Origin of the sequence: Francisella sp. Scap27, from assembly GCF_013394105.1 — a bacterium.
Classification (GTDB): Bacteria; Pseudomonadota; Gammaproteobacteria; order Francisellales; family Francisellaceae; genus Francisella; species Francisella adeliensis.
Genome location: NZ_CP041326.1, coordinates 1,660,787 through 1,679,977 on the forward strand (window position 1 = coordinate 1,660,787; position 19,191 = coordinate 1,679,977).

Below are 19,191 nucleotides of genomic sequence, written 5' to 3' on the forward strand. Positions count from 1 at the left end.
TTAATACCAAAAGATCATTAAGTACTTAGCAACCATCTGTCAAAATGTCTGTTACAATACAAAGAAAACTGAGACTTCGACTTCGTTCAACGATATTGTTTTCTTGTACCATAATGTTAAATCAACAGTTTTAATGGTTTTTTGAATAATACTCTAAAGATAAGAGAAAGCTTTATTTGTCTATAAAGTTTGTAAGAGATTTTGATGGATCTAGTAGACTAATAGTTGTTATAAAATTAGTAATCTTTTTCCCAATCAACGACAATTTTTTTATCAGTTAAATTTTCTGATAATACATATTGTTTAATATAAGGTATAAGGTACTCTTCTTTATCTGATTGGCAGATTAATACTTGGTTAGAACCTGTATCAATTACGTCAGTGACTTTGCCGAAAGAATCATTGGATGTGTTAACAACAGAACAGCCGATCAAATCTGCATAATATGTTTCATCGTTATCTAGTTTAGGTAAAGCATTTTTAGGTACTCCTATCATAGCATTTACGAATTTTTTAGCGATATTTGCATTGTCAATGTTTGCAAACTTTATATAGATCTTATCTGCACGACGAAATACATTTTCATCACTCAGCTTTTGCCAATCATGAGAGTTTGCTAGTTGAATATACCAATCACCATAACTCAAAAGAGTTTCAATAGTGTTTGCAATAGGATATAGATTGAGCTCGCCATCTAACTTATAAGTAGCTCCAATACGAGCTATTTCAACGAACTCTTTTATCATAGAAGTTTTTAGAATTTAAAAGGCTATTAAGCAGCAGCTTTTTGAGCTTCTTTGATTAAGCTTGCAACTCTTTCAGATGGTTGAGCGCCTTTAGCGATCCATTCTTGAGCTTTAGCTATATCAAGTTTCAATCTCTCTTCACCACCTTTAGCTACAGGGTTAAAGAAACCTAATCTTTCGATGAATTTACCATCTCTAGGGCTTCTTTTATCAGCAACTACGATTCTGTAAAAAGGACGCTTTTTTGCTCCACCACGAGCCATACGGATTACTACCATTTATTTATTTCTCCAATTATTGTGATATTAAAACTTCATTAAACTAAGTAGAGCAGCCATCTGCTTAGCAAAATATATTTAAAAATTTAATAGCAATACTTTAAAGACTATTAATGCAAAAGTCAATAGTTGACTTATTATTAGCATCATATTATAATTGTTTTCGTCGCTGAATTTAACAAACAACTTGCTTGCGACCATAAAAAACAAGCTAAAGCGTTTCTAAGAATCTCTTATGAGTCTTTCCAGAAAACCTTTTAGCAGCCTCATAATTAAAAGGAGAAATAATAATGTCGAAAAATTATTTATTTACATCAGAGTCTGTTTCTGAAGGACACCCAGATAAGCTTGCTGATCAAATTTCAGATGCTATTTTAGATGCAATTTTAGAGCAAGATAAAAATGCTCGAGTAGCTTGTGAAACACTAGTTAAGACAGGCATGGCATTAGTTGCAGGCGAGATTTCAACTTCTGCATGGGTTGATATAGAAGAATTAGTGCGTAATGTTATTACAGAGACAGGTTATGATAATGCTGAAAAAGGTATAGATGGTAGGACTTGTTCAGTAATAAATGCTATTGGTAAACAATCTAGCGATATTGCTCAGGGTGTTGATCGTGGTTCATTGGCCGATTTAGGTGCTGGTGATCAAGGCTTGATGTTTGGGTTTGCAACTAATGAGACTCCGACACTTATGCCCGCAGCTATATATTATTCTCATTTACTTATGAGGAAACAAGCTGAGCTTAGAAAATCGCGCAAACTTGCTTGGTTGCGTCCAGATGCTAAAGCTCAAGTTACATTAGCTTATGAGGATGGTAAGCCGAAATTTGTTGATACAGTTGTATTATCGACTCAACATGATGAAACCATTTCTCAAAAAGATCTTCATGACGCTATCATACAAGAGATAGTAAAAGAAGTTATACCGGCCGATTTACTTACTAAGGATACTAAATATCACATAAACCCAACAGGTGTGTTTTTAATAGGTGGACCTCAAGGAGATTGTGGATTAACTGGTCGTAAAATTATAGTTGATACTTATGGTGGAGCAGCTCATCATGGAGGAGGTGCATTTTCTGGTAAAGATCCATCAAAAGTTGATCGTTCAGGTGCTTATATGGGTAGATACATAGCTAAAAATATCGTGGCAGCAGGCTTAGCGGATAAATGTGAAGTACAAGTAGCTTATGCAATTGGAGTGGCTAGTCCTGTTTCTCTTATGGTAAATACATTTGGTACTGGTAAAGTTGCAGATAGTAAAATTGAGCAAATAGTATCTGAAGTTTTTGATTTGCGAGTTGGTAAGATTATAGAAAATTTGGATCTTTTAAGACCTATCTATCGTAAGACTTCTAATTATGGACATTTTGGTAGAGAGCTAGCTGAATTTAATTGGGAAAAAATTGATAAGGCTGAAGCTCTAAAATCTTCTTTTTCAATATAGTAAGCTCTAAAATTTATCAAAATGTCATTATATAAATCATCTCACACTTAATTTTTTCCAAAGAAAATTATTTTTTTAATCTTGTGTTTATTGTTTATTAGTAGAGCTTAAAGCTAGAAATACTGCAGTGTTTATGGTAGCGTATAGATATACGATTTGTAAGTTTACATAATAAACCATGGAGATATATTATGAAAAAAATTTGTTTAGCAATGATGGCACTAGGTTTATCTACAACGCCATTAATAGCAACTGCAATGAGCTCATCGAATACTGAAAGTGCATCTTATAATGCTGGTGAAAAGGTTGGACAAATTGCAGACTCTGCTAAAGATAAAGCAAATCAAGCATCTGTATCGGCTAGCGAAATGTCTGATAGTGTTAAAACAAATGCTCAAAATATGAATGATACTGTTTCTAATAAGTCTGAATCAGCTAAAGCTTCTCTGAATCAGGCTATTGATGATACTCAAGATAAAGCGCAGAATATGACTGATGATGCATCAGAAAAATTAGATGCAATGCAAGATTCTGTAACTGAGAAAACTGGTCAAAGTTCAGATGATATGAATAAGATGGTTGATGATGCCCAGGTTAAAGCACAATCTATAGCAGATGATACATCTGATAAAGTTGATGGTATGCAAGATGCTATGTCTAATGAAGCAAATGATGCAACAACAAGTATGGGTTCTACTTCAGATGATGTTTCTAACAAAGCTGAAGGTATGAAAAATACCATGATAAATGAAGCGGATGATGCAACGAACAGTGCTAAAAATATGGCTGATAGCAGCTCTCAAAAGGCTAAAGATATTCAAGCTAAAACAGATGCAGCCGTTGATGATTTTAACAAAGGTATGGAAGATCAAGTAAGCTAATAAATGCAATCTATGAAAAAAATACTTAAAAAAATTAGGCTAACAATTAATATTCCTCTTGTTATATTTTTACTTATATCAGGTTCTTTGCTTCTAATAGCCAATATCAATAGTAGTCCAGTTAATCAGGCGAAAGAAACTGTTAATAATACTGTTGACCAGGTTTCTGAGAAGTTAAATAATGCTGCTGATGATAGCACACCTCTTGCTGACGATTCTAATTAATTTTTTTCCTGATAAATATAGTGGGGTTTATACCTATCAGGGTTATCACTTTATACAGTAAATGTATATTCCAATATATCATTGAAAGGCTGGAAGCAACTGCTAAGCCGTATACTCCATATTCTAGAGTTAGGAATATACCCAAAATTATATTTATGGCTAAAGCAAAGTAAAATGCTATACAAGTTTTTCTCTCAAACCCTGCCATATTAAGTATAGTTGCTACACATCCTGACAGTACATTTATAATTTGACCAACCATTAAAATACAAAAAATATAATATGAAGCTGTATATTGTTCACCGTATAATAAAATTATTGGGTAACCGCAAATTATTAATCCACTTATTGCAAATATGGAAAGTATAAAGATAATTTTAGTGTAAGATGTTATTCTTCCTTGGAAAGCCTCTTTAGAGCAATTTTTATAATCGTCAGCTATTTGAGATAATACATTTGAATTTACTGCATTTAGAACAAAACTAACTAAAGCAGAAAGTTGTAGTGCAACACCAAATAATGCAACATTTGAAGTATCACTAAAGACTTTTAAGATTATAATATCTATCTGAGATAAAAGTAGTAAGCCCCATTGCATTAAAGCAAAAGATAAGTTGCTTCCAGCAGGTTTAAAGCTTTTAAAACTATAGTTTTTGAGTTGTTTTAACCATATCATGAAAATATAACTGAACATACATATAGCTATAAAAGCGATGAGGATAGTTGAGTCAGTTATCTGCATAAAGAAAAAGTATGAAACTATAGCAAACATTATTAGTCGTAAGCCTAATTGGATAAGGTTTGCATAAACAACAACTCGTTTGGCAACAAAAAAGGACTGTAATATGTTTGCTATAAAAAAAGGTATTGCAAAAAGTAGCGCAAATGTTTGAATAAGGTTTGTGGATGAACTTAAATAATTGGGTATAGTAATTAGTGCTAAAACGATAATGATTAAGACCAAACCGCGTTTGAAATACCAATTTTGTGCTAAAAAGGTCTCCTGATCTCTTTTGAAACCCATCTCATCTGACTTGCCCCAAGTACGAGCAAGTATCCCACCTGCTCCCATAGTAGCGATAACGGCTAAGATAGTTGCGACTGTAACACCAAATATATAAAATCCATATTGATCCATTGTAAGGTGTCTAGCAAGCATAATAGCTGTTATAAAAGCACAGCCTTGCCCTAAAGCTTGAACAAACATTGTCATTAATGATTTTGATAGGATATGGTTTGAACGAATACGATTAATCACAAAATAATTATTTTTTGAAGATGTAAGAAGATTCTAGCAAATATGGTATAAGAATGTATAGTTATTTAACTTTCAAACTTGCTTAACTCTTTAACCATATCGTTAAATTCTTTTCTTTCAAAGTCGTAAGTTAGCTGATCATCAGCTTGTTTTTGACAACTTTTAGCATATGCTAAAACAACTTTTTTATTTTGCCTATTGAGATGCTTAGATATATGTATCAAGCTTTTTTGAATTCTTTTAGCAACCATGATATTTTGACTGCCATATATTCTTACATATTCGAAGCTACTTTTCACAAACCTTTCAACGGCTATTTCTTTTAAAGAAATTTGTTCAAACTTCACTTTTGAGTTTTTTTTATCATGTGTAAATAGGGTTTTTAGGCAACGGTTAATCGAATCTACAATATCGATAGCAGTGCCTGGGTCATTAGTCGAGGGACTTAGAGCTTTAGCTGCTATCTCCCCTAAGGTTTCAAGTCCAAATACAGGGTCATCTATAAAGCTTTTTTCGGTAGAGATTGTAAAGTAGGATAGTATTTGCTCAAGGCTTTCTTTTGATATGTTTTTAGATGATTTTGCAAATGCTAAGGTTTCTGAGTATGCTAAATGCTCGCCTTTGTATTTTACTATATACAGTTTTATTTTGTTATCTTTGCAAAAAATGTTAAGACCTTGTAGGTTGATATCATTTAGAAAACCATAATCTTGTGAATATATGAACTGAGCATTTTCTGGGATGCCATCTTTTTCAAAAGTATTACAATTTAGGTGAGGATTCTCGGCGTATTTCTTGACAGCTTTTAGAGCTTGTGATTCGGTTTTAGACATTAAAGTTTTAACTTGACCTAATTTAGCTATACTGTCAATCCATATTATGAATGTGAAAATGACCCAACCAAAAACTAGTATAGTAATTATAAAAATAAGGAATATCCCCGTTTCATCAAAGACTCCGGATTTAATTGCTACAGTTGCTACAACCCCATAGATAAAAGCACCTATAAAACAAGATGTAGCATCATGAGATGTGCTATCTCGTAAAAGGAGAGATAGTATTCTAGGTGTACCGGAGTTGCTGGCAGAATTATATGCAGTTACAATAGAGCCTACAGTGAAAACGATTACAGCCAGCATACTGCCTGTTATTACAGATAAAAGTGAGTTAACTGTTTCTAAGTTTATTTTTGTAGTGTAAATTGATACATGTTTTTCTTGGATTAAAAAACATATATAGATACTAAGTATAGCAATAATACAATAAGCTAAAGGTTTGTACCAAAGTTTGCTTCTAAGGTTATAAAATGCTTTTTTGATTGATTGAAGAAAACTTTTCATCTGAAATTAGTTAATCCAAATTTTTGTAAATAAAGTTTATCAATAATTGTAAAAAAATATAAGTAGTACTTGAGAGGCTTAGCTTTTATCTAATATGTCAAGAGCTAATGCCAGTGAGCCTTTAACACCTGTATTATCACCAAAAGATGCTGGGACTATGAAATTATCCATATCTTTAAGAGCAGGGTAGTCAAAGTAGCCATTTATAGAACTCTTAACATTTCTACGAATCAAATCAAAAAGAATTGTTTTGTGCATCACACCGCCACCTAAGATGACTTTTTGGGGTGATAGTGTAAATGTAAAACTAGTGATGGCTTTAGCTAGATACTCAGCTTCAAACTGCCATGCAATATGATCATCAGCTAATTCTCCAGCATGGTCTACCTTCCAGCGTTTATTTATAGCCGTGCCTGATGCTAAACCCTCAAGACAGTTACCATGAAAAGGGCAAGAACCTTCAAACAAATCATTAGGGTTTTGAGCAATACTAATATGTCCAAGTTCAGTATGTGTAGCACCTTGAACTATACGATTGTTGCATATTGCACCACCACCAACACCTGTACCGATAGTCAAATACATCAGGTTTTCAAGCCCTTGAGCTGACCCCCAAAGTTGCTCACAGATTGCAGCAGCATTTACATCGGTATTAAAGTTTATAGGACCATTAAATACTGATCTAATAGAACTAACAATATCAAAGTTTTGCCAAGCAATTTTAGGTGTATTGGTAATAAAACCATAAGTTGGAGAATTAAGGTTTATATCTATTGGTCCAAAACAACCAAGCCCAAGAGCTTTTATTTCATATTTAGATTGATAGTTTTTTAAAACTTCAAGGGTTTCAGCCATTGTTTCAGCTGGAGTGGTAGTACCTGTACGATGTCTTTCAATTACATTGCCTTCCATATCGCCAACAGTTGTGAAAAACTTGGTTCCGCCAGCTTCTATTCCTGCTATATACATTTTAAAGGTTTTAAAGTGCTAATATTTGTATAATACCATTAAAAGATTATAAAATTAATCACTATTTAGAGTAGTTTTATTGATTTAGGGAGAGTCGTTTTAGATCGTATAAACTCTTAATATTAACTATTGAGGTATTTTGAATTGTTACCTCAAAAGGTTAGCGGTTTATATTTGGATTATGTTATTTACTTTTCTTATGGTGTTCTCTCGTATGCTCTTTATGATCATGGTATTTAGTCTTATGATGTTTGTGACTATCTGGGTCACTATGTGTTTGGACAGCATGTTTATTTTGATTTGGATCACCACCATGTTGAGTGTGTGGATGAGATTTTTCGTGATCTCTATGTTTTAGTGTATTCTTGTTGTGCTTATGATTCTCTTCGCCATATTTGTTTTCCATAGTTTTTGCGGTAGAGACTTTGGTTTTTTGCATTTTTTCTGACATTATAATCACTCCTTTAAAGTATTGATTACAACTAAATCATAACAAAAAAAATGGTTTTACGCTATAAGTTATTTAATAACCGAGATACCACCCATATAGTTGACTAAAGCCTCAGGCACAATTATAGAGCCATCTTCTTGCTGATAATTTTCAATAACAGCTAAAAGTGTACGACCAACAGCAAGTCCAGAACCATTTAATGTATGAACTAACTCAGGTTTTTTCATGCTGACATTTTTATGGCGAGCTTTCATTCTACGAGCTTGGAAATCCCCGCACCAACTACATGAAGATATTTCACGGTAAGTGTTTTGAGAAGGTAGCCAAACTTCTAAGTCATAAGTCTTTTTAGCAGTAGCTCCCATATCTCCTGTACATAATCTCATTACACGATATGGTAAGTTTAGCTTTTGTAATATTTTTTCTGCGTGAGATGTAAGTAGTTCAAGTGACTCTTCACCTTTTTCTGCAGTAGTTATATGAACTAACTCAACTTTTTCAAACTGGTGTTGACGAATCATACCTTTAGTATCTCGACCATAAGATCCTGCCTCACTTCTAAAGCAAGGCGTATGAGCTGTATATAGTCTTGGTAAAGATTCTGTATCAAGTATTTCATCTCTAACCATATTAGTGAGAGGGACTTCAGCAGTAGGGATAAGACTATAGTTAAAGTCACCTTCTAAGTTAAATAAATCTTCACCAAATTTAGGAAGTTGACCAGTACCATATAAGCTATCTTTATTTACCATGAATGGTACATACAGCTCTTCATAACCGTGCTTGTCTGTATGAACATCAAGCATAAATTGGCTTAAAGCTCTGTGTAACTTTGCAATCTTGTTTTTAAGAACTACAAATCTACTACCTGTGATTTTAGCAGCAACTTGGAAATCAATCATATCAAGTGCTTCACCTAAGTCAGCATGGTCTTTCGCTTGTGCTTCAGAATGAAACTCACGAGGAGTTCCCCATCTTCTAAGCTCAACATTATCATCTTCAGATTTACCTATTGGTGTATCTTCATTTGGGATGTTTGGCATAGACAGAAGCTGTTGATTTATATCTTCAAGAAGTGTTTTTAGATCTTTTTCTACAACTTTTAGTTCTTCGTTTATTGCACCCACTTTAGCAAAAACATCACTAGCATCTTCGCCTTTTGCTTTTCTTTTACCAATTTCTTTTGAAGTGGTATTTCTTTGTGATTGAAGTTCTTGAGTTTTTTCTTGAAGCTCCTTTCTTTTTGCTTCATTTTTCTCAAAAAGTTCTGTGTCTAGTTTATAGCCTCTAGTAGCTAATCTGTCAGCTACTTCTTGGAGATTATCTTTGATGTATTTAGCGTCAAGCATATTAGTTTTATACCTTTTATTTATCGAAGTTAAATAGAGATTTGCCAGTCATTTGACTAGGTTGTTTAATTCCCATTACTTGTAACATTGTTGGGGCAATATCTGAAAGTTTTCCTTTGCCATTTTCTACTGTAGTTTCAGCAGTATGCTGACCAACATAAACAAAAGGTACAAGGTTTGTAGTGTGGGCTGTATGTGGTTTTTGAGTGTCTGGGTTTACCATAACATCAGCATTACCATGGTCAGCTGTAATGAACATATTGCCATTATTGTTTAAAATAGTGTCTTTCAAAGTAGCTAAGCATTTATCTAGATACTCAATAGCTTGCATAGCAGCTTCATAATTACCAGTATGTCCAACCATATCTGAGTTAGCATAATTACAAACTATACAATCATATTTGCCACTATTGATAGCATTTACTAATTTTTCAGTAAGTTCAGGTGCAGACATTTCAGGTTGTAAATCATAAGTTGCAACCTTAGGTGATGGAATTAGCAATCTATCCTCACCTACAAATTCATCTTCTTTACCACCATTAAAAAAGAAAGTTACATGAGGGTATTTTTCTGTTTCAGCGATTCTTAGTTGGGTTTTGTCGTTGTTAGCTAGTACTTCACCTAGAGTATTTATAGGTTGCTCTGGAGGGTAAGCTACATGACATTTAAGCTTAGAATCATATTGAGTAAGAGTAGTGAAGTTTATATTTAAAAGTCTTTTTTTATTAAAACCATCAAAATCTTTATCTGTAAAAGCATGACTTATTTCACGAGCTCTATCCGCGCGGAAGTTCATAAATAATACACTATCGTTATCTTCTACTTTAACTGTTTTGCCATTTACTGCAATACAAGTAGGTACTACAAACTCATCAGATTGATCACGATCATAAGATTGTTCTAATGCTTGTAAAGCTGAGTTACAAGTATGTTCAGCACTTGCTTCTACTATTGCATTATAAGCTTTTTCAACTCTATCCCAACGATTATCTCTATCCATTGCATAATATCTACCAGATACAGATGCTATATGACCTATATTTAAATCTTTCAAAAGCTTATCTGTAGCTTCAATAGATTTTTGTGCAGAGCGAGGCGGAGTGTCTCTACCGTCTAAGAATGCATGAATATAGACTTTTTTCACTCCTTTATCTTTTGCCATTTTTATTGCTGCAAATATATGTTTCTGATGAGAATGTACACCACCAGCTGATAATAATCCCATGATATGAAGAGCAGAATCATTGTTTATAGCATTGTCCATAGATTGGCAAAGTGCAGGGTTTTGCTCAAATGTTTTTTCAGCAATAGCTTTATCTATCTTAGTAAGTTCTTGATAGATAATTCTACCTGAACCGATATTTACATGGCCTACTTCGGAATTACCCATTTGACCTGAAGGTAATCCAACTTCTAGGCTCGATGCATTAATAAGTGTTTTAGGGAACTCATTCCAAATACTATCCCAAGTTGGAGTATCAGCATTTTTTATAGCGTTAAAATAATCATTGTCACTATATCCCCATCCATCTAGGATGACTAAAAGAGTAGTTTGTTTCATGATATCCTCAAGTTTAAGGTTTTATATAATAAATAAAAATATGAATAATTATAACGCTATATTTGTTATTTGTCTGCTTTGTCCTGCTAAAAACTAATGATTTTTAAGAATTGAGTGTATTTGTTTTTATTAAAGTAATAGTTGCTTTTATATTAATATTATTTTTTTAGTATATGAGTGCTATTTCAGGATTTTTTTGGAAATAAGTTGGAAATATACTGTTTAAAAATATATAGTGATAGTCAGTCTTTTTTAAATATACTGTCAAAATGGAACAAAAAAATATTGCTAATACTATCGTGATGGTTGAACCTAAGCACTTTCGCTTCAACCAAGAAACATCAGTTAATAACTCTTTTCAAAGTAAACCTGATATTACAAATGAGCAATTACAAACTGCTGTATTGAAAGAGTTTAAAACAATGGTTTGTAATATCAAATCAAAAGGTATTGATGTTATTACTTTAGAATCTAACGATAACACTCCTGATGCTGTATTTCCAAACAATTGGTTTTCAACACATATTATAAATGGTAATCCTTATGTTTTTATTTATCCGATGTATACACAAAATCGTCGTAATGAAGTTCAAATTGAAAATTTATTGAAAAACTTGGAGTCTAATACGGGTAAAGAATATAAGGTTTTAGATTTTCGTGGAGATTTTTCAAAAGCTCTAGAGGGCACAGGAGTTTTTATATTTGATCATGAGTTTAAAGTGGCTTATATGTCTGTATCACCTCGAGCAGATACAAGTTTAGCTAAAAAAGTATGTGAGAAAATTGGTTATAAATTGGTTACCTTTACAAGTTTTGATAAGAAAGGACCAATTTATCATACGAATGTGATGATGAGTGTTGGTGAACGTGTTGCTGTTGTATGTTTGGAATCTATAAGGTCAGACTTAGAAAGACAAAGTGTGGTTGAAAGTTTGGAGCAGGCAAATAAAATAATCATAGATATATCTCTAGATCAAATGTATAAAATGTGTGGTAACGTTTTAGAAGTGAAAAATAAGCAAGGTAAAAGTTTCTTAGTCTTATCGGAAACTGCTCACAGCGGATTTACTCAGCAACAGCTAGATAAAATGACTAATTATATAACTTGTCTTCCGTGCGACATTAAAAATATTGAAACAGTTGGTGGCGGAAGTGCCAGGTGCATGTTGGCAGAAGTTTTTTATTGATTTTAAAGTTAATTACTAAACCTAGTAGGAGTAAAATGTTTTGAGTAGTAATGTTGGTTTTTTTAAATATTGTGGTTGTGTTTTATTGATCATAAGCTCTATGATCGGAGGTGGAATATTTGCACTACCAATAATGGCATTTAAAGTAGGAATTATTGCAACTATAGTCTTAACTATTTCAATGTATATATTAATGACTATATCTGGAATGTTGGTCGTTGAGGTCAGTACGAAGCTGCCAAAATTTAGGAATCACTATACATCTCTAGCTCAAGAAGCATTTGGTATGCCTGGTAAGATAATAACATTGATAGCATTTTCAGTGGCTATATATGCTAGTTTGACAGCTTATATTGGTGCGGTACCTTCTTTATTAGGTTCAAATTCTTGTAATATTAACTTATACAGTTGCATAAGCCCCTCAATTGCAGAAGTTTTATTTACAGCTATTTTATCTATAGTTCTCATCGGTAGTATGAAGTATTCCGAGAAAATTAATAGGGTTGTTATGACAGTTAAGTTAATTTCCCTGGTTTTGGTGATATTACTGTTGTCAAGATATGTTGATCTTAAAAGTCTTTTCGTAGTACCTATGAATTTTACAGCTATAACTCAAGCAACTCTCATAGTTATTTTGGCATTTTCATATCAATCTATATTGCCAAGTATTGTGAATTATGTTGGGCCTGAAAATAAGAAAGAGATTAAAAGAATTATACTTATAGGTACCTTTATAACCTGTGTTATATATACACTATGGGTTGTTATTATGTCTGGGTTCATAAAGCATGCTGGAGCAGATGAGATATTTATGGCTGATCCGACACTCGACGGACTTGTTTCAATAATAAAACAAAGCAGCTCAAGTTCATTGGCAGTTAGTGCTTTAGATATTTTTTTAAATGTTAGTCTGTTTGCATCATTTATTACGATATCACTAGCATTTATTGATTTTTGGATTGATGCTTTAAAATTAAGTCCTAATTTAAAGGGTCGTATAATTGCTGGAGCAATAGTATTGATACCATCGTTGTTGATAGCAGTATACTTTAATGATATATTTGTATTAGCTCTAGCTGTATCAGGGTTTGCAGGTATAGCTTATTCTATAGTTTTGCCTGCTAGTGTGTCCTGTAAATTATTTGATAAGTATAATCGTGATGGCTCTTACTTCTTTGGCGGTGGTCGAGGTGTTAGAGCACTGATTTTCATAATAGCAGTTATCTTTATGGTATTTGCTTTGTTTTATTAAACAATAGTAAGAGGCAGGAGTTGACTGTCTAAAATAAAATATTTGAATTATAATAGTGATTAAGTAAATTGAAAGTGAGGAAATTAAAATGAAAGTTTTATCAGTACAAGATGTTGCAAAAATAGTAGAAAAGCATGGGATTAACCAGTTTATGGGAGATCTTAAAAATTATATAAAAGACGATTTTATCAGATGGAATGAGTTTGATAAATCGCCTCGTTATGCAGCGCATGTTCCTGGTGGAGTATTGGAGCTTATGCCTACGGCAGATAATGAGCTTTTTGCATACAAATGTGTTAACGGACATCCAGCAAACCCATTCGAAGGCAAACAAACAGTTGTTGCTACTGGACAGTTGAATGAAATCAAGTATGGTTATCCTCTACTTATATCTGAAATGACAGTACTAACAGCTCTTAGAACAGCTTCTGCTACAATCTTAGCGGCAGATTTTTTGGCTAGAAAAGATAGTAAAACTATAGCACTTATAGGTACTGGAGCACAGAGTGAGTTTCAAACTTTAGCACATAAGCTTATTCGTCCAATTGAGAAAGTACAGTATTTTGATACAGATCCAGAGGCGATGAAAAAATATGCTAATAATATGAAAGATGCAGGGCTTGAGCTAGTTGCTTGCAACAACGCTAAAGATGCTTGTGAAGGAGCTGACATAATAGTAGTTTGTACTGCCTGTAAGCTTCATGCTGTTGTAATTGAAAAGGAATGGGTCAAACCAGGCATGCATATAAGTGGACTTGGTGGTGACTGCCCTGGTAAAACAGAACTTGAATCAGATATATTATTTAAAGGTAAGGTTGTTGTTGAATATACTGAGCAATCAATGATTGAAGGAGAAATTCAAAACTTATCAGAACAAGAGGTTGAGCAGGTACTTCATGCAGAAGTTTGGGAGATTGCAGCAGGACTTAAAAAAGGTCGTGAAAACGATCAAGAAATTACAATTTATGATTCTGTAGGTTTTGCTGTAGAGGATTTTTCAGTACTTCGTATGGTTTATGAGTTAGCAGAAAAATACGATATAGGACATGAAATGGAAATGGTTCCACCAATCAAAGATCCTAAAAATTTATTTTCAGCTATATAAGCAGAGGTTTTTATGAAGAAAGTAGAAGCAATCGGCGTAGCAATAGGAAATGCTGGGCGTGAAATAGGTTGCGGTAGAGCACCATATGTTTTATTAGATGCTCTTAGGGATAGAAGAATAGACTCTCAGATTCTTAATTATATTGGTGGTCGATCAGAAGTTGAAACTATGGCAAAATACTTTAATAAAGTCGCAATGAAAGTTTCAGACTTACTTGATGAGAATAAGTTTCCTTTAGTTCTTGGGGGAGATCACTCTTGTGCAATGGCAACATGGAGTGGGGTTCATAACTATCTTAAAAAGCAAAATAATGAGTTAGGGTTGATATGGATAGATGCTCATTTGGATAGTCATCGACCAGAAACTTCAGATACTGGCAATATACATGGTATGCCAGTTGCTCATCTACTTGGCTATGGTCATGATGAGTTGAAGAAAATATTAAATGATGAGCCAAAATTAAAACCTGAAAATATAGTGTTTTTTGGGATAAGGTCTTATGAGGCTCCAGAAAAAGAGTTGCTTGACAGCTTAGGCGTTAAAATTTATTATCAAGAAGATTTAAATACTAAGAATTTTGAAAAGATCTTCTTAGAAGAGTTTGCACGCTTAGAAAAAATCACAAATGGAAATGTTGGTATTAGTTTTGATTTGGATGGTCTTGATCCAACAAATCTTGATGCTGTCGGTACACCGGTTGAAGATGGTATAGATCCAATAGTTTTTTATAACACTATTAGACAAATTAATTTTGACAGTTTAGTTTGTTTTGAAATTGCAGAATATAATCCTCTTTTAGACAAAACAAAAGTTTCATTAGAATACATGCAAAACCTTTTAAGACTTGTCGAAAGAAACATTAAAGGTTAAAAATATTTCCTTCTTAATATCTATCAGTTTATAATCATCTTACAAGCTTATTTTATCGTTGTTTAATTTAGTATTATGAATCCTTCGAATTTGATTCTTATGACAGATAGTTATAAGCACTCACATCCCTATCAGTATCCTAAAAACACTACATACACTCACTTTTATATGGAAAGTAGAGGTGTGGCAAATGCTTATCTTGGAAATGTTACCAGGTTTTTTGGATTACAGTATTATCTTAAAAAATATCTAAGCCAACCAATAACGCTAGCTATGATTGATGAAGCTGAAAAAGTTTTGAAAGCTCATGGTTTGGTTTTTTACCGTAAAGGTTTTGAACGAGTTTTAGAAAAGCATAATGGTTATTTTCCAGTTAGGGTAAGGGCTGTAAGAGAGGGCTCAATGGTGCTAACACACAATGTCTTAATGACTATAGAAAGTACAGATGAAGAGCTTGCATGGTTACCAGGTATGCTGGAAACTTTGCTTTTAAAAGTATGGTACCCAACAACAGTTGCTTCAATAAGCTCAAATATAAAAGAAACTATTAAAAAGTATCTTCAGCAAACATCAGATACGCTAGATAAACTAAATTTTATGCTTCATGATTTTGGTTATAGAGGTGTTTCATCTGAAGAGTCAGCTGGAATAGGTGGAGCTGCTCATTTGACTAACTTTATGGGCACAGACACGCTAGCAGGGTTGAGAGTTTGTAAAGATTATTATAATGAAGATATGGCAGGCTTTTCGATACCAGCAAGTGAGCACTCAACTATCACAAGTTGGGGTGAAGGTTCAGATTGTGAAAAACAAGCTTTTGAAAATATGATAGAGCAATTTGGTGATGCTAGTGTACTATATGCTTGTGTTTCAGATAGTTGGGATTTTAAAAAAGCCATAAAGACTTGGATTAGTTTGAAAGATAAAATTACTTCTAAAAAAGCACACCTAGTTATCAGACCAGACTCAGGAAATGCTTTAGATAATATTTTATATGCACTTGAAGAGCTAGAGAAAGGTTTTGGTGTAACTGCTAACTCTAAAGGTTACAAGGTACTTAAAAATGTTGCTCTTATCCAAGGTGATGGTGTCAACATTAATCTTATAGAAGAGATACTTTCAGTAATGCAACAACGCGGATATTCAGCAGAGAATATTGCGTTTGGTATGGGTGGTGCATTGTTGCAGGGTAATTTTGAATCATCTTTGAATCGTGATTCATTTAAGTTTGCGATAAAATGTTCAGCGCTTATCAGAGATGGTGAACTTAGGACTGTTTCAAAAAATCCTATTACAGATCCTAATAAAAAATCTAAAAAAGGGCGATTAGATCTGATAAAAAATCAGCATGGTGAGTATGAAACAATAGTGCTAGATGATAGTTACGCTATAGGGCAGTATCATTTGGAAAGTCAGCTTGAAACATATTTTGAAAATGGAAAAATTCTATTTGAACAAAGTTTAAAAAACATCAGGAATTATTAGAGAATATAAAAAATATATAACATAGGAGTATAAAAATGGCACTTATTAAAGATTGGAATTTCTTTTGGGACAATCGTGAAAAATTCAAACTAGGTCACTTAACAACAGAAAAACCTAACCCTAAAACAGTAGGGCTTGCCGAAATGGCAGATTCGGATCTAAGTAAAGCTGTAGAGATGATTAGAGCGGTAGATATTGATGCGATAACTAAAGTTAAAGAGTATGGTGCAGAAATTAATGAGCTTAAAGCTGATTTAATAGAGGTAATGAAATCAGGGAGCGTTTATATCTCTGGTTGTGGTGCAACTGGTCGTTTGGCGATGTTTATTGAAAGTTTATGGAAAAGTAGAGCTCCAGCTAAATTAAAAGATAAAGTAATTGGTTTTATGGCTGGCGGTGATGGAGCATTAGTTCGTTCGGTTGAGGGTTTTGAGGATTATGAAGAATACGCTATTCGCCATATCAAAGAACTTGGATTTACAGAGCAGGATATGCTGGTTGGCGTAACAGAGGGTGGAGAAACACCGTTTGTACTTTCGACAGTTGAGTATGCACGCGAGCATTCAAAATATAATCCATGGTTAATTTATTGTAATGGAGATGATCTTTTAGCTAATGTAAAAAGATCTGATGATTTGATAAAAGCGGATGATGTAAAAAGTATTTGTATTGAAATTGGTTCGATGGCATTAGCTGGAAGTACAAGAATGCAAGCAACTTCTGTACAAACGCTATTTGTTGGATTGGCATTATTTTCTATTATTGAAGATATTGACTACGCTAAAGAGTGTGATGCTTTGCTTGATGCTTTAAAAAATCTTGACTGTAATGAAGTCGCTAAGTTTACACAGTTTGAATCTGATTGTTATAAGCAAGGAGGTTATGCGACTTATCTTACAGATAGTAATCTCGGTCTTACAGTACTTACAGATACGACAGAACGCACGCCAACATTTAGTGTAAACCCTTTTGAGAATACAAACCATCAAAATCCTGTTTCAAGCTATTGTTATTTAGCTGTGAAAGATAGTATTAAAGAAAATGTATGGAATCAAGTTCTTAACCATGAACCTAGAACGCTAGAGTGGGACTTTTCAAAAGAGCAAACTGGTGTAAAAAACTTACAAGGTTTTGATATATCTTCACAAGCATTAGAAAGAAGAAGTGTGTTGCCTAATCATCAAGTAATTGAAGTATCAAGTGCTAAAAATATGTTTGTTATAAACTATGCCGATACAAAATTAGAGATAAAGTATAAAGATATGTCTGAGCTAAGCTCACAAGTGCTTATAAAGATGGTGATGAATAGTCATTCAACATTAGTAATGGCTAGACTAGGTCGTTTCACTAGTAACATTATGACTTTTGTAACTCCAGGTAACAACAAACTAATAGATAGAGCAACAAGGTATGTTGAGTATTTGTTAGACCAAGAAGGCGTTGCAAAACCTGCTTATGATGATATTGCTAAAAAACTTCATGAGGTCTCTTTAGAAATGGATTCAACAGAGGCAATCGTTATGAAAACTTATCAAACAATAGCTAATAAGTAGTCTTTAAATTCATTTAAATTTTTCTTCTATATTCTATATTTTGCTTTTAAGGCTTTTAACTTAGATACAGTAAAAAGAAAATAGAGTAGAGTTGAATCTCAGTTTTTTAGTTTGTCAATAGACATTTCAATAAGCCCAATAAACTTGTTTATGAAGGATTATTTAAAGTTATTATAGGGGTAAAAGTATTTTTTAAATATCTGCTGTGACTCTTTAAATTCAATGATATAGGTGGTATTGTTAAAGTACATTACAAAACAAAGGAGTTCACATGTTAGAACATCATCCATTAATAAAAGAGTTTCCAGAATTAAAAGCACAAATTCATAATATCAAAGCCGACCATCATGTAAGTAAGCAGATGAAACAGTATGAGGATTTAGATAAAGAAGTATTCAACTTAGAAAGCACTGGTAAGTTTGAAGATGTCCGACTTGAGGATCTTAAAAAACAAAGACTTGAGTTGAAAGATTCTATTTATAAGGCTTTAATTAAATAATCTTCTGCAACTAATATTCTTCTGAAATTTCAAAAAAATCTCTAGGAGTGTCCTAATGAATTGGTTAGATCTTATTTCACAAGAAAAGCAAAAACTATATTTTAAGCAAACACTCTCTTTTTTAGAGGCTGAAAAAGAGCAAGGTAAAATTATTTTTCCTGCTGAAGAAGATATTTTTAATGCTTTTAAATTAACAGAATTTGATAATCTCAAAGTAGTTATCTTAGGTCAGGATCCATATCATAATTACAATCAAGCTCATGGGCTAGCTTTTTCTGTACAAAAAGGTGTCGACATTCCGCCATCTTTGCGCAATATGTATAAAGAGCTGGAAGCTAGTGTTGAAGAATTTCAAACCCCAACTCATGGTAATCTTGAAAACTGGGCAAAACAGGGAATTTTCTTGCTAAATACTACTCTTACTGTTGAAGCTCACAATGCAAATTCCCATAAAGATATTGGTTGGGAGACTTTTACAGATTCTATGATTCAGAAAATCTCTAAGTATAAGCAAAATGTTGTATTTATGCTATGGGGTGCTCATGCACGCAAGAAAAAGTCTTTGATTGATTCATCTAAGCATTTGGTGCTAGAGTCTTCACATCCATCGCCATTATCTGCATATAGAGGGTTTTTAGGTTGTGGACATTTTGTTTTAGCCAATGATTATCTGCAGAAAAATAATCTAGGTGAAATAGAATGGAAAATATAACCCTAAGTAGATACTTAAA

19 protein-coding genes are annotated in these 19,191 nt (G+C 33.2%); 11 read left to right on the top strand and 8 right to left on the bottom strand.

Annotated elements, in window-relative coordinates; translation table 11 throughout:
- Nucleotides 1-236 precede the first annotated feature (236 nt).
- Nucleotides 237-746 (bottom strand): ribosome maturation factor RimM, encoded by a 510-nt coding sequence (gene rimM / locus FLM55_RS07950; protein WP_178948776.1) that lies wholly within the window; start codon nucleotides 744-746, stop codon nucleotides 237-239.
- A gap of 26 nt (nucleotides 747-772) precedes the next feature.
- Nucleotides 773-1,024 carry a 30S ribosomal protein S16 gene (gene rpsP, locus FLM55_RS07955; protein ID WP_178948777.1) on the bottom strand — a complete coding sequence of 84 codons (252 nt, stop codon included), beginning with the start codon at nucleotides 1,022-1,024 and terminating at the stop codon, nucleotides 773-775.
- Between the two features lie 290 nt (nucleotides 1,025-1,314).
- Here rpsP and metK point away from each other — a divergent pair, with 290 nt between their 5' ends.
- The 3 genes from metK (at nucleotide 1,315) to FLM55_RS07970 (ending at nucleotide 3,581) form a co-directional block, all read left to right on the top strand.
- Nucleotides 1,315-2,475 (top strand): methionine adenosyltransferase, encoded by a 1,161-nt coding sequence (gene metK, locus FLM55_RS07960; RefSeq protein WP_178948778.1) that lies wholly within the window; start codon nucleotides 1,315-1,317, stop codon nucleotides 2,473-2,475.
- Between the two features lie 191 nt (nucleotides 2,476-2,666).
- A complete protein-coding gene (locus FLM55_RS07965) occupies nucleotides 2,667-3,356 on the top strand; it encodes a hypothetical protein (protein WP_178948779.1) in 690 nt (229 codons plus the stop codon).
- Nucleotides 3,357-3,368: 12 nt separating this feature from the next.
- Nucleotides 3,369-3,581, top strand: coding sequence for a hypothetical protein (locus tag FLM55_RS07970; RefSeq protein WP_178949094.1), 213 nt, complete (start codon nucleotides 3,369-3,371; stop codon nucleotides 3,579-3,581).
- Here the strand turns inward: FLM55_RS07970 and FLM55_RS07975 are convergent.
- The 6 genes from FLM55_RS07975 to gpmI form a co-directional block, all read right to left on the bottom strand.
- On the bottom strand, nucleotides 3,574-4,839 hold the full coding sequence (locus FLM55_RS07975) for a lipopolysaccharide biosynthesis protein (RefSeq protein WP_178948780.1): 1,266 nt from the start codon (nucleotides 4,837-4,839) through the stop codon (nucleotides 3,574-3,576). The two genes, FLM55_RS07970 and FLM55_RS07975, sit on opposite strands and share 8 nt — an antisense overlap.
- Nucleotides 4,840-4,904: 65 nt before the next feature.
- A complete protein-coding gene (locus FLM55_RS07980) occupies nucleotides 4,905-6,179 on the bottom strand; it encodes a DUF2254 domain-containing protein (RefSeq protein ID WP_178948781.1) in 1,275 nt (424 codons plus the stop codon).
- A gap of 78 nt (nucleotides 6,180-6,257) precedes the next feature.
- Nucleotides 6,258-7,148, bottom strand: a complete 891-nt coding sequence (locus FLM55_RS07985; protein ID WP_178948782.1) for an ROK family protein — start codon at nucleotides 7,146-7,148, stop codon at nucleotides 6,258-6,260.
- Between the two features lie 184 nt (nucleotides 7,149-7,332).
- On the bottom strand, nucleotides 7,333-7,599 hold the full coding sequence (locus FLM55_RS07990) for a hypothetical protein (RefSeq protein WP_178948783.1): 267 nt from the start codon (nucleotides 7,597-7,599) through the stop codon (nucleotides 7,333-7,335).
- A gap of 68 nt (nucleotides 7,600-7,667) precedes the next feature.
- Nucleotides 7,668-8,948 (bottom strand): serine--tRNA ligase, encoded by a 1,281-nt coding sequence (gene serS, locus FLM55_RS07995; protein WP_178948784.1) that lies wholly within the window; start codon nucleotides 8,946-8,948, stop codon nucleotides 7,668-7,670.
- A 16-nt stretch (nucleotides 8,949-8,964) separates the two neighbouring features.
- Nucleotides 8,965-10,509 carry a 2,3-bisphosphoglycerate-independent phosphoglycerate mutase gene (gpmI, locus tag FLM55_RS08000; RefSeq protein WP_178948785.1) on the bottom strand — a complete coding sequence of 515 codons (1,545 nt, stop codon included), beginning with the start codon at nucleotides 10,507-10,509 and terminating at the stop codon, nucleotides 8,965-8,967.
- 269 nt (nucleotides 10,510-10,778) lie between these two features.
- Here gpmI and ctlX point away from each other — a divergent pair, with 269 nt between their 5' ends.
- From ctlX to ung, 8 genes are all read left to right on the top strand, one after another.
- Nucleotides 10,779-11,696: a citrulline utilization hydrolase CtlX gene (ctlX, locus tag FLM55_RS08005; protein ID WP_178948786.1), complete on the top strand. Its 918-nt coding sequence runs from the start codon at nucleotides 10,779-10,781 to the stop codon at nucleotides 11,694-11,696.
- Nucleotides 11,697-11,736: 40 nt separating this feature from the next.
- Complete coding sequence (locus tag FLM55_RS08010; RefSeq protein ID WP_178948787.1) at nucleotides 11,737-12,948, top strand: aromatic amino acid transport family protein; 1,212 nt, start codon at nucleotides 11,737-11,739, stop codon at nucleotides 12,946-12,948.
- A gap of 88 nt (nucleotides 12,949-13,036) precedes the next feature.
- Nucleotides 13,037-14,053 carry an ornithine cyclodeaminase gene (locus tag FLM55_RS08015; RefSeq protein WP_178948788.1) on the top strand — a complete coding sequence of 339 codons (1,017 nt, stop codon included), beginning with the start codon at nucleotides 13,037-13,039 and terminating at the stop codon, nucleotides 14,051-14,053.
- 12 nt (nucleotides 14,054-14,065) lie between these two features.
- Complete coding sequence (locus FLM55_RS08020) at nucleotides 14,066-14,923, top strand: arginase (RefSeq protein ID WP_178948789.1); 858 nt, start codon at nucleotides 14,066-14,068, stop codon at nucleotides 14,921-14,923.
- 75 nt (nucleotides 14,924-14,998) lie between these two features.
- Nucleotides 14,999-16,408, top strand: a complete 1,410-nt coding sequence (locus tag FLM55_RS08025) for a nicotinate phosphoribosyltransferase (protein ID WP_178948790.1) — start codon at nucleotides 14,999-15,001, stop codon at nucleotides 16,406-16,408.
- Nucleotides 16,409-16,443: 35 nt separating this feature from the next.
- On the top strand, nucleotides 16,444-17,961 hold the full coding sequence (locus FLM55_RS08030; RefSeq protein WP_178948791.1) for a hypothetical protein: 1,518 nt from the start codon (nucleotides 16,444-16,446) through the stop codon (nucleotides 17,959-17,961).
- 271 nt (nucleotides 17,962-18,232) lie between these two features.
- The gene (locus FLM55_RS08035) at nucleotides 18,233-18,460 is read left to right on the top strand and encodes a YdcH family protein (protein WP_112870445.1); all 228 of its coding nucleotides are present in this window, start codon (nucleotides 18,233-18,235) and stop codon (nucleotides 18,458-18,460) included.
- A 37-nt stretch (nucleotides 18,461-18,497) separates the two neighbouring features.
- A complete protein-coding gene (gene ung, locus FLM55_RS08040; RefSeq protein ID WP_178949095.1) occupies nucleotides 18,498-19,172 on the top strand; it encodes a uracil-DNA glycosylase in 675 nt (224 codons plus the stop codon).
- Nucleotides 19,173-19,191: the final 19 nt, after the last annotated feature.